The sequence below is a fragment of the Solidesulfovibrio aerotolerans genome, from assembly GCF_009856865.1.
Classification (GTDB): Bacteria; Desulfobacterota; Desulfovibrionia; order Desulfovibrionales; family Desulfovibrionaceae; genus Solidesulfovibrio; species Solidesulfovibrio aerotolerans.
In genome coordinates, this window is the sequence record NZ_WVUD01000041.1 from 1 (window position 1) to 14,557 (window position 14,557).

A 14,557-nucleotide genomic window follows, 5' to 3' on the forward strand; every position below is an offset into this window, starting at 1 on the left:
ATCAGCATCTCCTCTCGCTGCCCCTCCCGTCTCCGATGATCGAAGACATCTAAGGGGGCTGCCGAGGGGGTCAACTTTGGACGCTGATTTCATCCAAAGAGGGGTCAATATTCCATGCTGATCAACAATATTCCTTACTTGTGACTATTTTTTATATAAGTTCGACTGGGAATGCAGTAAAAAAAGCAATTCGAAACAATGTTGCATAATGCCAAACCATTTCTGGCAAATAATAAAACGTTTTTCTCCAAATGACACCTCTTTTAACAAAACATTTGCCGAGACCTTCGCACTTCCAGAATTCAGGACACTCAGCAGTGGCGCAGCCCGAGCATGCCACAGAATGATACAGATAATGGCGAGTTTAAAAGATTTTTCTGAGGAGGCTGCCACCCAAATCCTCTCTAATACCCTTCTTATGGACAACCTATCAACAGCCTCTGACGATGAGATTTCTCATGCGTTTGAATTAGAAGTCGCAACAATAAACACTGAACTTGAAAAAGAAAAGCTAAGACTAAAGAAAGAACTAGAGGTCACTGAAAGGGAGAAAGCTGAGGTTGAACTTAGTCTACAAACCATATCGGAAAAGCTAAGCAAGCAAATCAATGAAGCAAAAAAAGAAAACTCCATTTTAAAAGAAAAATTTGAGTCTGATCGCATGCGACTTGAACAAGAAAAATTTAATTATCAGCAAAATATTGAAGGCAAATCAAACTCGCTTCGCGACACAGAAAAGAAGCTACAAAAAGCAGAAATTGAACTGCAGAACATCGCATCTAAAGACAAAAAGTGGCGATTATTTTATTTTTTCACTATTTCTGCAATTATATCATACATCTTAATATTTTCAAGCTTTCGAGATTATCTTATTCAAATTGCGCCATTTATGACAAATATTTTTATAATAATTTCCATAAACCTCATTCTTATATTCGGACTAATGGGCCTACTTTTCCCATCTACAAGGCGACTCTGGTGGGGTTCTTCAATTGTCGGTCTACTTATTTTCATTTTCAACAGGATTGAAACTTATGGGAAGTAGCGATATAAAAACAACCCCAAACAGATCGCCGACACCCTTAAATAAATAGGCACTGTGCAACCTTAAAACGCAATATCTATTCCATTGAAGTATATGGTTTCCCCTTTTTGAAGCAAGGGGGTCGAAGTCTTAAGTTCTGTCCGTGCCTGTCCGTACCACAACAACTTCCCACCAGCTAAATGCCTATTTTTCCTTTATCTCATTTGAAGGTATTGCATGGGCCGACTCATCAACGTCCTCACCGAAACGACCATCGAATTCCAGTCACTCGCTTGTCTCCTTCGTTCCGGACTAATCAACGCCATGGTCACGGTCGAATCTGCTGGCAATCCCTTTGCCATGCGATCGAACCCGCCTTACGACCGCTACCTCAAAGGCAAGCCGTCATCCTTCGTTCCGCCCGGTTGTTCCAAGGACACCGAGGCCATTGGTCGCGTGGTCTACTCCCCATTGTTGATTCCGCACGTAGCCGTCTGCCTCTACGCGGGACAGCACCTGCCCGGATGTTATCCAAAATTCCCTCGTTATCCCGTATGGTTGGCCAAGATGTTATCCAACCCGGTTATCCACATGATAAAAGGGGTCAGGCCAAACACGACCTAACCCCTTGATTTTATTCTGGTGCGCCCGACAGGATTCGAACCTGTGGCCGTCTGCTTAGAAGGCAGATGCTCTATCCAACTGAGCTACGGGCGCACGGCGAGGCAAAATAAACAAGCCGCCCCCTGCGGTCAAGGCCGCCCTTGACGAAATCAGGCTCCCGGCTCAAACTGCCTACTCCCCGGACATCGCCCCCTAGAAGGAGAGCGGCATGCAGTTGCGCGTACTTGGATGCTCCGGCTCGGATCTGCCGGGTCACAATCTCACCTCGTTTTGCATCGATGACACAATATTGCTCGACGCCGGCTCCGTCACCTCTTCCCTCGACCTGGCCGCCCAAGCCAGACTCGAGCATATTTTCGTCACCCACAGCCACCTCGACCATATTAAAGACATCCTCTTTCTGGCCGACAACCTTATCGAATTTTTCACCGCCGGCAGCCGCCCGCCCGTGCAGATCCACGGCCTGCCCGAGGTGCTCGACGCCATTGCCACGCATTTATTAAACGACACCATCTGGCCCGATTTTACAGTCATCCCGGCCGAATCGCCGGTATTGACCTACGCTCCCATGACCCCGGGCGTCCCGGTTGTCATCGGCGACATCAGCGTCGTCACCCATCCCGTCAACCACGCCCAGGCAGCCTCGGGCTATGTCCTGTGGCAGGACGGCGGTGCCAAAAATATCGCCTACACCGGCGATACCGGTCCCTGCGACAGTTTCTGGCAGGCCATGGACGCCCTGCCCTTCGCCCTGACCCATCTCATCACCGAAGCTTCCTTCCCCTCGGACTTGGCCACCCTGGCCGCCGTGTCCAAGCACCTGACGCCGCGACTGCTGCGCACTGAACTCAACAAGCTGCGCGCCCGGCCCGGCATTTTTATTTATCATATGAAGGCTCCGTTCGCCGCCCAGATTGAGCACGAACTGGAGCACGAACTGGCCGGCTACTCCTACCGGCTGCTCAGGGAACATGACGTCATCACCATCTGAATTTCCGGATTTTGCCGCTTTTGCGGCCTATCTCGACAGTCTTGGGCTCTTTCACATGGACCTCGGCCCTGGCCGCATGCAGGCGGCCCTGGCCGGCCTGTCCTTGCAAAGCCTGCCCCATCTGGCCGTCCAAACCGTGGGCACCAACGGCAAAGGCTCCACCTCGGCCCTCTTGGCTGCCTTGCTGGCCGCACATGGCCTGCCCACAGGCCTGTACCTCTCGCCGCATTTTATCAGCGTGCGCGAGCGCATACTCCTTGGCGGCAAGCAGCTTGCCGAGGAGGATTGGACCGAAGCGGCCAACGCCGTCCTGGCCGCCACGGTCCCGGCGCAGGCAGCCGGCCGGCTGACCTATTTTGAGCTTTTAACCGCCATGGCTGCGGTGCTGTTCACCCGTCGCGGGGCCGAGGCCGCCGTCTACGAGGCCGGTCTGGGCGGGGCCGGCGACGCCACCACGGCCCTGCCCCGCGATCTCGTCCTTTTTACGCCCATGGGCCTCGACCATGCCGCTGTCATCGGCCCGACCCTCACCGACATCGCCCGGGACAAGGCCGGGGCCATGCTGGCTGGCGGCGTGGCCGTCACCGGTCCCCAGCCGCCCGAAGCCCTGGCCGAACTGCGGCGGCACGCCCAGTTGATTGGCACACGACTCCATGACGTGGCCGAGTTGGCCGGCTATGACCCCAGAACCCGAAAAGCTGTGCTCAAGGTTCCGCGCCGTCTGGAAATCCCGGATGCCAAATTGCGTCTGGCCGGGCCGCATCAGGCCCAAAACGCCACCCTGGCCCTGGCCGGATTTGCGCTGTGCGCCGAAATGCTGGGGCTTGTGCCTGATGCCGAGGCCGTGCGCCGGGCCTTGGCCGAGACGTTTCTGCCGGGGCGGCTCCATCTCCTGCAACTGCCGGACATGGGTCCGGGCCTGCTCCTGGACTGCGCCCACAATCTGCCGGCGCTAGTTGCCCTGGAAACAGCCCTGGCCGCCTTGCGCGTCGCCCCCTCGGCCCTTATTTTCACCTGCCTTGGCGACAAGGATCTGGCCGCCATGGCACCGGTGGCCGCCGGGCTGACGGCTGGTCCCATCTTCGTCCCCGAACTGCCGAGCGTGTCCCGGGCCAGACCGGCGGCCGAGGTCGCGGCCCTGCTCGGCCCCCGGGCCGTGGTCGTGGCCGGCCCCGAGGCGGCGTTGGAAGCGGTGCGGACCTTGGAAGGAACCGTTTTAGCCTGCGGTTCCATGTACTTGCTGGCCGCCCTTTTTCCGGCCCGGCAAAATTGATCTCACGGCGGTTTCGCGCTACGGTGTCTGGCTTGAAGCGGCCCTGACGCCAACGCCCAACCCTTCGGATTCGCCGTGCAAAATCTTTTCCGCCTGCTCCCGCCCGTGGACGCGGTCCTGGCCGCTCTTGGCGATACCGCAAGCCTCGCCGTCCTGCCCCGGGCCATGGTCCGCGATGCGGTCACGGATTTTCTGGACGGGCTGCGCTCCGATATCCGCGCCGGCCGCCTCACCGACCCGGCCCAACTCGACCACGCTCTGCTTTTTTCCCAGTGCGGCCGCGCCGTCATTGCAGCCACACGGCCCCATTTTCGCCGGGTCATAAACGCCACGGGCGTGGTGGTCCACACCAACCTCGGCCGCTCGCTGCTGGCACCCGAGGCCGCAACAGCCGCTGCCGAGGCCTGTCTGCGCTATTCCAACCTGGAATTTGATCTGGCCACCGGCGAGCGCGGCAGTCGCTACAGCCATGTGGTGGACATCCTGCGCACGCTGACCGGAGCCGAGGACGCGCTGGTCGTCAACAACAACGCCGCCGCCGTGCTCATCACCCTGGAGACCCTGGCCAAGGGCCGGGAAGTCGTCGTCTCCCGGGGGCAGCTCGTGGAAATCGGCGGCTCCTTTCGCATCCCGGAAATTATGGCCAAATCCGGGGCGATCCTGCGCGAGGTCGGGGCCACCAACCGCACCCATCCGCGCGATTACGAAAACGCCGTCACGGCCGACACCGCCGCCCTTCTAAAGGTCCACACCTCCAATTACCGCATCGTGGGCTTTACCAAAGAAGTCTCCCTGGCCGAACTGGTGGCCATCGGCCGGCGCTGCAATCTGCCCGTCATCGAAGACCTCGGCAGCGGCAACCTCACGGATTTTACGAGTTGTAATCTGCCCGGCGAACCAACCGTGCAGCAGGCCGTGGCCGACGGGGCCGATGTCGTGACCTTTAGCGGCGACAAAGTCCTGGGCGGTCCCCAGGCCGGCATCATCGTCGGGCGGGCCGAGTACATCGCAGCCATCCGCAAAAATCCGCTCAATCGGGCCATCCGCATCGATAAAATGACCCTGGCCGCCCTGGAGGCCACCCTGCGCCTCTACCGCGACCCCACGCTCGCCCGGACCGCCATCCCGACCCTGGCCATGATCACCGCCGCACCGCCTGCTTTGGCCAAAAAAGCCCGCAAACTGGCCACGATCCTCAAAAAAACCCTGGCCGGCAGCTATGCGGTGACGACGCTGCCGGGTGCCTCCCGGGTGGGCGGCGGAGCCTTTCCCGAGCGCGATCTGCCAACCACGCTGGTGGCGCTTTCACCGCTGCCCGGCGCGCCCTCGCCGCACACCCTGCGAGAGCGGCTCCTGGCCACCGAGCCGCCGCTTATCGCCCGCACCCAGGACGCCGCCCTGCTCCTCGATGTGCGCACGTTGGCGGATGATGAACTGCACCTTGTGGCTGCGGTACTGGCCCAGGCGCTGGAAGCATAAAGAGCGGGGCTCTGCCCCGCGCCCCGCCGGGTGGATGATCCCCCCGGACCCCTCGATTGGGAAAAATGATCTGCCACGTCCGGGGTTCCCACAGACCGACGGGGCGCTTACTCTAATAGCCGTGTGCGCATTATATCCAAGGAGCAATCAGCACCATGAACGATACCGAAGACACCACGCCGGCCGCCCCGGCTCTGACCATCGACGCCAAAAACTGCTGGGAAACCTACGCCGCGCCCCATGAGCGCGAGGCCATGAAAACCCTGGCCGATACCTACATCACCTTTCTCTCGGCCTGCAAAACCGAACGGGAAACCGTCCAGTACGTTGAAAAGGTTCTGGCCGATGCCGGGTTTGCCGAAAGCCTGGACGGCAATTTTGCCGGCGATGCCGTCTTTCGCGTCATGAAGGGCAAGACCGTCTTTGTGGCCCGCAAGGGCAAACAGCCGCTGAGCCAAGGTTTCCGCCTGCTCGGTGCCCACTGCGACACCCCGCGCATTGATCTTAAGCAGCGCCCGCTCTACCAGGACTGCGGCGTGGCCCAGCTTAAAACCCACTATTACGGCGGCATCCGCAAGCACCAGTGGCTGGCCCGGGCGCTGGCCCTGCACGGCGTGGTGGCCAAAAAGGACGGCAGTCTCGTCACGGTCACCATCGGCGAAGACCCGGCCGATCCGGTCTTCACCATCCCGGATCTGCTGCCCCATCTGGCCTACCGGCAGGTGGAAAAAAAGCTGTCCGAAGCCTTTGAGGCCGAAAAACTCAACATCATCATCGGCCACTCCCCGGCCGACAAGCCGGCCGAAACGCCCGACGCCACCGCCGAGGCCAAGCCGGCCCAAAACGGCAACGGCAGCGATCTTATCAAAGCCAAAGTGCTGACCCTGCTCCATGAAAAATACGACATTGAGGAGGCCGACCTCTACAGCGCCGAGTTGCAGGCCGTGCCGGCCGGACCGGCCCGCCTCGTCGGTCTCGACGGCGCGCTCATTGGCGGCTACGGCCAGGACGACCGCATCTGCGTCTATGCCGGCCTGACCGCCCTGCTCGACGCCGATACCCCCGAGCACACGCAAATCGTTCTTTTCTGGGACAAGGAAGAAATCGGCTCCGAGGGTTCCACCGGGGCCAAGTCGCGCTTTTTCGAATATTGCCTGGAAGACCTGATCGAAGCCTGGGAACCCGGGGCGCGCAAAAGCCGGGTGCTGGCCGCCGGCAAGGCCGTCTCGGCCGATGTGCACGCCGCCCTGGACCCGGACTACCAGGATCTGCACGAAAAGCTCAATTCGGCCCTGCTTGGCTGTGGCCCGTGCTTTTGCAAATTCACCGGCCATCGCGGCAAGGTCGGGGCCAACGATGCCCATCCCGAATACGTGGCCTGGCTGCGAAACCTGCTCGATCAAGCCGGCATCCCCTGGCAGATGGCCGAACTGGGCCGGGTGGACCTCGGCGGCGGCGGCACGGTGGCCAAGTTCTTAGCGGTCTACGGCATGGACATCATTGATTTCGGCCCGGCCGTGCTCAGCATGCACAGCCCGTTTGAAATCACCAGCGTCGCCGACCTCTACGCCGCCAAACTGGCGTATCAGGCATTTTTGTCCAGTTAGGCGCTCCCGGCAGCACTTTCCCCTTCCAGGGGGTCCGGGGGGGATGATCCCCCCCGGCCGCCGGAGGCATCTTCCTCTTCTTTCACCCCTCCAAGGACGCGCATATGCCAGTTATCATGGGGACGGCCGGGCACATCGATCATGGCAAGACGACGCTTATAAAGGCTTTGACCGGCATCGACTGCGACCGGCTGGCCGAGGAAAAAAAACGCGGCATCACCATCGAACTGGGTTTTGCCTTCATGGATCTGCCCGGCGGCGCGCGTCTGGGCGTCATCGACGTGCCGGGCCATGAGCGGTTTGTCAAAAATATGGTGGCCGGTGCCGCCGGCATCGATTTCGTAACCCTGGTCATCGCCGCAGACGAGGGTGTTATGCCGCAGACTCGCGAGCATTTAGACATTTGTACTTTGCTCGGGGTAACGACCGGCGTTGTGGCGCTGACCAAATGCGACATGGTGGACGCCGACTGGCTGGCCATGGTCACCGACGACGTGCGCGGCGTGCTGGCCGGCACCTTTCTGGCCGACGCGCCCCTTTTCCCCGTCTCCTCCCACACCGGGGCGGGCCTGCCCGAACTGCGCACCGCCCTGTCCGAACTGGTGGCCGCCTTTGCCCCCAAACGCCGCTCCGATCTGGCCCGGCTGCCCATCGACCGCGTCTTTACCCTGCGCGGCCACGGCACGGTGGTCACGGGCACGCTCATTGCCGGCTCGTTTAAAATTGGCGACGATGTGCGGCTCTTCCCCACCGACAAGCGTTCGAAAATTCGCGGCCTGCAATCCCACGGGCAGTCTGTGGAGGTTTCGCCGGCCGGTATGCGCACAGCCGTCAATCTGACCGCGCTCGAAGTCGAGGACATCGCGCGCGGCGAAGTGCTGGCCCTGCCCGGAACGCTTTTCCCGGACACGGCCTGGGAAGCGGAACTCGTCTGTCTGGCCTCGTCCCCGCGCGGCATCAAGCACCGCACCGAGGTGCATCTGCACCACGGCACCCGCGAGATTTTGGCCCGCGTCCATCTGCTCGACCGCGACAAGCTCGAACCCGGCGAGACAGCCGTGTGCCAACTGCGCTTTCCCGAACCCATGGCCGGCGTCCACGGCGACCGGCTGGTCATCCGCTCGGGCGCGCCGCTGCGCACCATGGCCGGCGGCCGGGTGCTCTCGCCCCTGGCCCGAAAGCTCAAGCGCCACACCGAAGCAACCGCAGCCGTGCTGGCCGAACTGGCCGCAGCCGCCGGTCCCGCCCTGGTCGCCCTGCAACTGCGCCGGGCCGGGGTCGAGGGACTGGGCTTTGCCCGGCTTATGACGTTGACCGACCTCGAATCCAAAGCCCTGGACAAGGCGCTTGCTGCTCTGTGCGACAAGGGCGGCGCGGCCCTTGTCGATCGCGAAGGCAAGGAAGGCCGCCACTACGTCCACGGCGACACCGTGGCCGAACTGGCCGCAACACTTGTCGCCACCGTAGCTGCCTTTCACAAACGCGAACCGCTCAAACTCGGCGTCTCGCGCAGCGAACTGGCCTCCACCTGGGGCAAGGCGCTCTCGCCCAAGCTCTTTCATTTCATGGTCGAACGGCTGCTGCGCGCCGGCAAACTGGCTACCGAAGCCGACGTCATCCGCCTGCCCGATCATAAAGTCTCGCTGGCGTCCGATCAGGCCAAACTGCGCGGCATCCTCCTTGCGGCCTACCAGCAAGGCGGCCTCACGCCGCCCAATATCAAAGACATCCTCGAACCGCTGGACCTGACCTTTAAAGAAGCCCAGCCGGTCTATAAGGTGCTGCAAGACGAAGGGCTTATCGTCAAGGCCCAGGAAAATATGTATTTTTGCGCGGCGGCCATCAAGACGCTCATCGAAAAAGTGCAGGCCTACTACGCCGCCGGAGCCACAGACATGGGACCGGCGGAATTTCGCGAGCTGACCGGGCTGTCACGCAAATTCCTCATCGCGCTGCTTGAATATCTGGATAAAGACAAGATCACCGTGCGCGTCGGCGACAAACGCCAACTACGCAAGCGATAGGGAGAGGAGTGAGAGGAGAGGAAAAGAATGCCTCCGGCGGCCAAAGGGGTGGCCCCTTTGGAATCCCACCTGGAAGGCAAGGGGTTAAAGGGGGCCAGCAGGATGGCGCGAGTGCCGTACTCGTTTCGGCCTTTGCGGCAACACGACCAACGGGATTTTCCCCGCTCCCGTCCACCGTCGTGGCAACGCCGCCCCCCTTTACCCATGTGGGGGGTCCGGGGGCCTCAGGCCCCCGGCCGCCGGAGGCACTCTTCATTCTACACGCAGATGCTACCAGTCCTGGTCCTCGGGTTTGGCCGCCTGCGTGGCTTTAATGACGAGCAGGGCGACAAACACGGAACAGAACCCAAACAGCACCATCAGACCGGCGAAATCAAATTTCACGGCGAACCTCCCCAGGAATGTATTTCGTGAAAAAAATCTTTAACCACAAATGAGTCCTATGTCCAGAGTCGCCAACCATCTGCGCGCCAGTCTGCTGCTGGCCGCCCTGCTTTTTCCGGCTGCCGCACCGGCAGCCGTTATCCAGGTGGATGTGGACACCTACCGCGTCAACGGCGGCCCGCCCGTGTCTGCTGCCTGGGACATTGCCGAACGCCTGAGCGTGACCAAGGACGTGGCCATCGTGGTCATGGACAAAAAAGCCACCAAGGGCACGGTGCAAACCCTCATGCAGATCCTTGAAACCCTCAACGTGCCCACACTTTTCACCAAAAAGGGCGATTACGAGATATTGCTCAAACGCGGCGTCATAAAGCCGGCTGCCGCGCCTTGACAGCCCTGCCGCCCCCCGATACCTCCCAGCCATCGACCTGGGCGCCCTTCGGGGCTTAAAAGGGAATCCCGTTCAAATCGGGAGCGGTCCCGCCGCCGTCAGTCCCCCATACAGTCGGCCTCCTCGCGCGCCACTGGGAACCATTCCCGGGAAGGCCGGGGCCGATGGGACAAGCCGGAAGACCTGCCCGGGTTCTGGCACGTCCTGTCGGCACGAGGGCTTTTGCCGACCGGGCTTCGGGAACGAACCCCGCATCCTTGCGCGTTCCTTTTCATCAAGAGCCCTCCATTGTTTGGAGGTAACCCCCATGTTTCGCTTCTCGCGAATGCTCCTGTCCCTGTCCCTATGCCTGTGTCTTGCTGCGCCGGCCGTTGCCGGCCACGATGCCAAAAAAGAACCCAAACGGGCCATTGTCGTGGCCGCCTTTGGCACCACTGTCCCCGAGGCCGCTCCGGCCATTGAAAAAATGGTGGCGCGCGTCAAGGCCGCCTATCCCGGCGTGCCGGTGACCCTGTGCTATACCGCCGCCATGATCCGGGCCAAGCTGGCCAAGGACGGCAAACGCGTGCCCTCCCCGGCCGAGGCCCTGGCCGCCCTGCCTGATCAGGGCGTCACCGACGTGGCGCTCATGTCCCTGCAAACCATACCCGGCCACGAATTCCACGACCTCGTGCGCACGGCTGCGGCCTTCTCCCGGATGCCCAAGGGGCTGTCCCAGGTGTCGGTGAGCGCCCCGTTGCTGTTTGAAAAGGACGATTTCCCCAAGGTGGCCAAAGCCCTGATCGAAGCCGCCCCCAAGGACCGCAAGCCCGGCGAGGCCATCGTCTTTGTTGGCCACGGTACCGAGCATTCCGCCAACATGGCCTACCCGGCCCTGCAATACAGCCTGTGGCGCGTCGATCAAAACGCCTTCGTGACCACGGTGGAAGGCATTCCGTCCTTTGACGATGTCGTGGCTGATCTTAAAGCCAAGGGTATCAAAAAAACCTGGCTCATTCCGCTGTTTGCCGTGGCTGGCGACCATGCCCGCAACGATATGGCCGGCAAGGAAAAGGATTCCCTGGCCTCGTCATTGACCGCTGCCGGCATCGAAGCCAAATCCGTCCTTTCCGGCACGGCCGACCGCGAGGCCGTGGCCGCCGTGTGGCTTGAGCACCTCAAAACGACCTTCGACGCCCTGCCCGGAAAATAATGCCCGACATCCGCGTCAGCCGGACCCGGGCCATGGCCCGGGTCTTGCCCCTGCTCCTGGCCGGACTGGCTGCTGTAACGGCGGCGTGTCTGGCCGGAGCCTATCCGGCGACTCCCAGCGAGGTGGCAGTGGTGGTCGGGCGACTGCTTGGCCTGTCCCTGCCGGCTCCGGCCGACGCCACCGTCACGGCGGTGGTCATCGATCTGCGGCTTATGCGGGCGCTTCTGGCCTACGGCGTGGGCGCGGCCCTGGCTGTGGCTGGCGCGGTTTTTCAGGGCGTGTTGCGCAATCCCTTGGCCGACCCGTTCACCCTGGGCGTATCTGGCGGGGCGGCCTTTGGCGCGGCCTTATCGCTGAGCCTGGGGCTGGCGGCCAGCCTTGGCACGTCTTTGGCCACGCCGGGTCTGGCTCTTTTGGGCGGCGGGGCAACGCTTGCCGCTGTCTTGGCCCTGTCGCGGCTGGCCGGCGGGCTGCGGCGGGAAACCGTGGTCCTTTCCGGTATTGTGGCGGCCACGTTTCTGTCTGCCCTGCTCTCGCTGGTCAAGGCGCTCAACGAGGAATCCGTGGCCGGCATTGTTTTTTGGATCATGGGCGGCTTCCAGGGCAAGGGGCGGGCCGAGCTGGCCCTGTTTGCCCCCTGTCTGGCCGCCGGGCTGGCTGCCATCTGGCTTTTTGTCCGCGAACTGGACATTTTGCTGTTGGGCGAAACCCAAGCCCGGCAACTCGGCGTGGCCGCCGGCCGGGCGCGGCTGGTTCTTCTCACTGCCGCCAGCCTGCTCACGGCCGCTGCCGTGGCTGTCTCGGGGGTTATCGGCTTTGTCGGCCTCATTGCCCCCCACGCCTGCCGCCGGCTCTACGGCGGGGAACACGGCACCTTGCTGCTCCAAAGCGCCCTTTTGGGCGGCGCGCTGCTGGTGGCCTCCGATGTCCTGGCCCGCACCATCCTGCCCGGCGGCGCGGAACTGCCCGTGGGCGTGGTGACAGCCTTATGCGGCGGTCCGTTTTTCTGTTTTCTGCTGCTGACCGGACGCAATGGAGCCCGGCCGTGATCCGCTGCCGGGGGCTTTGCAGCGGCTACCATGGCCGGCCGGTGCTGGACGGCATCGACCTCGACGTGGCCCCGGGCGAGATGGTGGGTGTTTTGGGTCCAAACGGTGCCGGCAAGACCACCCTGCTGCTCACCCTGTCCGGGGTGCTGTCCCCGGCCGGGGGCACAGTGGTCCTTAATGGCCGAAATATTGCGTCAATGACGGACAAGGAGCGCGCCCGGACTGTGGCCGCCGTGCCCCAGCGCAGCGGCAGCGCCGGGGAACTGACCGTGCGCTCGCTGGTGCTCATGGGACGCTATCCCTACCTGTCCTTTCTCGGCGGCTACGGTCCCAGCGACGCGGCAGCGGCAGCAGCGGCCATGGCGGCCGTCGGCGTGGCCGATCTGGCCGACCGTCGGCTGGGGGAACTTTCCGGCGGCGAGTTCCAGCGGGCGCTGACCGCCCGGGCCTTGGCCCAGGAAAGCGATGTGCTCCTTTTGGACGAAGCCTCGGCCAGCCTGGACATCGCGCGCAAGATGGAACTCTACACCCTGCTCGCCGCCCGAAACGCGGCCGGGACCACCATTGTGGCCGCCCTGCACGACATCAATCTGGCGGCGCTGGCCTGTCGGCGGCTGGTGTTTCTCAAAAACGGCCGCATCGAAGCCGACGGCCCGACAGCCGCTGTTTTTACCCAACCAACCCTTTCGAGGATTTATGAAACCGATATCATCGTCATCCCCCACCCGCGCACCGGCACGCCCCAGGCCCTGGCTGTTCCCGGTCCTGGCCTTGGCGCTGTGCCTGTATAACGTTGCGCCGGCCCGGGCGCACAGTGTTGCCATAACCGACGACCTGGGCCGCGAGGTCCGATTGGCCGCCCCGGCCCAGCGCATTGTGCCGCTTTACGGGGCGTTTATCGACATCCTTGCCGGCATGGATCTCACCGGTCGCATTGCAGCCCGCACCGAGGCTGACGCGACGGCCCCCGGCCAGCCCGACGTGCCGGTCATCGGCACCCACATGCGGCCCAATCTGGAGCGCGTCCTGGCTGTCAAACCGGATTTGATCCTGCAAATGGACGGCCGGGGCGAAGCCCGGGAAGCGGCCGAACAGTTGGCCGCCCTGGGACTGCCGGTGGCGATTTTTTCCGTCTCGGATTTCCCCGGTCTTTTTGAAACCATCCGCCGGGTCGGCGTGCTGACCGGCAGCGAGGCTGCGGCTGCGGCCCTGTCCGAGAGCCTGGGCCGGCGTCTGGCCGTGGTCGCCGAGGGGACTGGGGCCGGGGCGCGCCCGACCGTCTTTTTCGAAGCCCGCTCCGGCAGTCTGCTGGCGGCCGGGTCCGGCTCCATGGTCGCTGCCGTCATCATTGCTGCCGGTGGCACAAACGCCGTAACCACGGAGAAAAAACTCGTGCGCCTGTCGGATGAAGAATTGCTGCGTCTGGCCCCGGCCGTGTGCCTCACCCAGCGCGGCCCCATGAATCCCGAAGCCCGGCCCATGGCCGAGCGCCCCGAATATGCCGCCCTGCCCTGCGTGCGGGACGGCCGGGCGTTTCTCGTGGACGAGTGGCGCTTTTCCCGCCCCGGTCCGGCCAGCGTGGAGGCCGTGGAAGAATTGGCGAAGCTGCTCACCGGGAGGCCGTCATGACCCGCCTGGGGACGCTCTACGGCCTTGGCGTCGGTCCCGGCGACCCGGAACTGCTGACGTTAAAGGCCGCCCGGATTCTCGGACAAGTGGACACGGTCTTTGCCGCCTCGTCGAGCAAAAACGACTATTCCATTGCCGCAGCCATCGTGGCCCCGCATCTGCCGGCCACGGCCGCCGTCACCCGGCTGCCCTTTCCCATGACCCGCGACGACGCGGCCCTGGCCACGGCCTGGGCTGCCAATGCCGCAGCCATGGCGGCAGTGTTGGCCGACGGACGCGATGCGGCCTTTATCACCCTGGGCGATCCGCTGCTCTACAGCACCTTTGGCTATGTCCTGCCGCTGCTGCGCGCCCTGTTGCCGGATCTGCCGGTGGTGGTCGTACCCGGAATCACGTCCTTTCAGGCAGCAGCAGCCCGCACCGGACAGGTGCTGGTCGAATCCGGGGAGAATTTGCTCATCGCTTCGGGTGTAGACGAGGACGGCCGCTTGCGCCGGGCCTTGGCCGAGGCGGATAATGCCGTTATTTTAAAGGCTTATCGCAGTTTCCCGCAACTACGGACCATGCTTGGCGAACTGGGGCTGGCCCAGGGCACGACCTTTGTGACCCGCCTTGGGCACAAGGGCGAGGCTGTCGAACGCCGCCTCGATATGGCCCCGGAAAAGCCCCACTATCTCTCGCTGTGCCTGATCAAACGCGGCCAGACCTAGGGCCTGATCGAGCCGAATGGAGCCAACGTGCTCCAAGGCCGCCGGCCTGGGAGATGCGGGCGGCCTGACGCGCGGGGCCGCCCCGCCCTCGCGTGTCAGACCGCTCCTCCAACGCCACTGACGCCAGTCATTGAGGCTTATAAAGCCCGACTCGCCCCTTCTTTGCGCCAGATCGCTGCT

At 62.6% G+C, this 14,557-nt stretch carries 13 protein-coding genes, 1 tRNA gene and 1 riboswitch; of the genes, 13 read left to right on the forward strand and 1 reads right to left on the reverse strand.

Annotated elements, in window-relative coordinates; all coding sequences use genetic code 11:
- Positions 1–208 precede the first annotated feature (208 nt).
- Both GTA51_RS16570 and GTA51_RS16575 read left to right on the forward strand, forming a co-directional pair.
- Positions 209–1,045: a hypothetical protein gene (locus tag GTA51_RS16570; RefSeq protein ID WP_160963023.1), complete on the forward strand. Its 837-nt coding sequence runs from the start codon at positions 209–211 to the stop codon at positions 1,043–1,045.
- Positions 1,046–1,261: 216 nt separating this feature from the next.
- Positions 1,262–1,648, forward strand: a complete 387-nt coding sequence (locus tag GTA51_RS16575) for a hypothetical protein (RefSeq protein WP_160963025.1) — start codon at positions 1,262–1,264, stop codon at positions 1,646–1,648.
- 16 nt (positions 1,649–1,664) lie between these two features.
- Here the strand turns inward: GTA51_RS16575 and GTA51_RS16580 are convergent.
- Positions 1,665–1,741 (reverse strand) — tRNA-Arg (locus GTA51_RS16580).
- A gap of 115 nt (positions 1,742–1,856) precedes the next feature.
- Here GTA51_RS16580 and GTA51_RS16585 point away from each other — a divergent pair.
- From GTA51_RS16585 to cobI, 11 genes are all read left to right on the forward strand, one after another.
- Positions 1,857–2,639 carry a 3',5'-cyclic-nucleotide phosphodiesterase gene (locus tag GTA51_RS16585; protein WP_160963027.1) on the forward strand — a complete coding sequence of 261 codons (783 nt, stop codon included), beginning with the start codon at positions 1,857–1,859 and terminating at the stop codon, positions 2,637–2,639.
- Positions 2,620–3,912: a bifunctional folylpolyglutamate synthase/dihydrofolate synthase gene (locus GTA51_RS16590; RefSeq protein ID WP_160963029.1), complete on the forward strand. Its 1,293-nt coding sequence runs from the start codon at positions 2,620–2,622 to the stop codon at positions 3,910–3,912. The genes GTA51_RS16585 and GTA51_RS16590 overlap by 20 nt, the downstream gene beginning before the upstream one ends.
- A gap of 75 nt (positions 3,913–3,987) precedes the next feature.
- Positions 3,988–5,391: an L-seryl-tRNA(Sec) selenium transferase gene (gene selA / locus GTA51_RS16595; protein ID WP_160963031.1), complete on the forward strand. Its 1,404-nt coding sequence runs from the start codon at positions 3,988–3,990 to the stop codon at positions 5,389–5,391.
- 155 nt (positions 5,392–5,546) lie between these two features.
- Entirely contained in the window at positions 5,547–6,998 is a 1,452-nt protein-coding gene (locus GTA51_RS16600) for an aminopeptidase (protein WP_160963033.1), read from the forward strand.
- A 104-nt stretch (positions 6,999–7,102) separates the two neighbouring features.
- The gene (selB, locus tag GTA51_RS16605; protein ID WP_160963035.1) at positions 7,103–9,022 is read left to right on the forward strand and encodes a selenocysteine-specific translation elongation factor; all 1,920 of its coding nucleotides are present in this window, start codon (positions 7,103–7,105) and stop codon (positions 9,020–9,022) included.
- A gap of 442 nt (positions 9,023–9,464) precedes the next feature.
- Entirely contained in the window at positions 9,465–9,797 is a 333-nt protein-coding gene (locus GTA51_RS16610) for a hypothetical protein (protein WP_246198194.1), read from the forward strand.
- 22 nt (positions 9,798–9,819) lie between these two features.
- A riboswitch (cobalamin riboswitch) is annotated at positions 9,820–10,002 on the forward strand.
- Positions 10,003–10,104: 102 nt separating this feature from the next.
- On the forward strand, positions 10,105–10,989 hold the full coding sequence (locus GTA51_RS16615) for a sirohydrochlorin cobaltochelatase (protein WP_160963039.1): 885 nt from the start codon (positions 10,105–10,107) through the stop codon (positions 10,987–10,989).
- On the forward strand, positions 10,989–12,038 hold the full coding sequence (locus tag GTA51_RS16620; RefSeq protein ID WP_160963041.1) for a FecCD family ABC transporter permease: 1,050 nt from the start codon (positions 10,989–10,991) through the stop codon (positions 12,036–12,038). The genes GTA51_RS16615 and GTA51_RS16620 overlap by 1 nt, the downstream gene beginning before the upstream one ends.
- Positions 12,035–12,829, forward strand: a complete 795-nt coding sequence (locus tag GTA51_RS16625; RefSeq protein ID WP_160963043.1) for an ATP-binding cassette domain-containing protein — start codon at positions 12,035–12,037, stop codon at positions 12,827–12,829. The genes GTA51_RS16620 and GTA51_RS16625 overlap by 4 nt, the downstream gene beginning before the upstream one ends.
- A complete protein-coding gene (locus GTA51_RS16630; RefSeq protein WP_160963045.1) occupies positions 12,735–13,667 on the forward strand; it encodes an ABC transporter substrate-binding protein in 933 nt (310 codons plus the stop codon). The genes GTA51_RS16625 and GTA51_RS16630 overlap by 95 nt, the downstream gene beginning before the upstream one ends.
- A complete protein-coding gene (cobI, locus tag GTA51_RS16635) occupies positions 13,664–14,377 on the forward strand; it encodes a precorrin-2 C(20)-methyltransferase (protein WP_160963047.1) in 714 nt (237 codons plus the stop codon). The genes GTA51_RS16630 and cobI overlap by 4 nt, the downstream gene beginning before the upstream one ends.
- Positions 14,378–14,557: the final 180 nt, after the last annotated feature.

Coding starts and splice junctions, on each gene's coding strand:
- GTA51_RS16570 (WP_160963023.1), top strand. CDS start 209: ATGCCAAACCATTTCTGGCAAATAATAAAACGTTTTTCTCCAAATGAC.
- GTA51_RS16575 (WP_160963025.1), top strand. CDS start 1,262: ATGGGCCGACTCATCAACGTCCTCACCGAAACGACCATCGAATTCCAG.
- GTA51_RS16585 (WP_160963027.1), top strand. CDS start 1,857: ATGCAGTTGCGCGTACTTGGATGCTCCGGCTCGGATCTGCCGGGTCAC.
- GTA51_RS16590 (WP_160963029.1), top strand. CDS start 2,620: ATGACGTCATCACCATCTGAATTTCCGGATTTTGCCGCTTTTGCGGCC.
- GTA51_RS16600 (WP_160963033.1), top strand. CDS start 5,547: ATGAACGATACCGAAGACACCACGCCGGCCGCCCCGGCTCTGACCATC.
- selB (WP_160963035.1), top strand. CDS start 7,103: ATGCCAGTTATCATGGGGACGGCCGGGCACATCGATCATGGCAAGACG.
- GTA51_RS16610 (WP_246198194.1), top strand. CDS start 9,465: ATGTCCAGAGTCGCCAACCATCTGCGCGCCAGTCTGCTGCTGGCCGCC.
- GTA51_RS16615 (WP_160963039.1), top strand. CDS start 10,105: ATGTTTCGCTTCTCGCGAATGCTCCTGTCCCTGTCCCTATGCCTGTGT.
- GTA51_RS16620 (WP_160963041.1), top strand. CDS start 10,989: ATGCCCGACATCCGCGTCAGCCGGACCCGGGCCATGGCCCGGGTCTTG.
- GTA51_RS16630 (WP_160963045.1), top strand. CDS start 12,735: ATGAAACCGATATCATCGTCATCCCCCACCCGCGCACCGGCACGCCCC.
- cobI (WP_160963047.1), top strand. CDS start 13,664: ATGACCCGCCTGGGGACGCTCTACGGCCTTGGCGTCGGTCCCGGCGAC.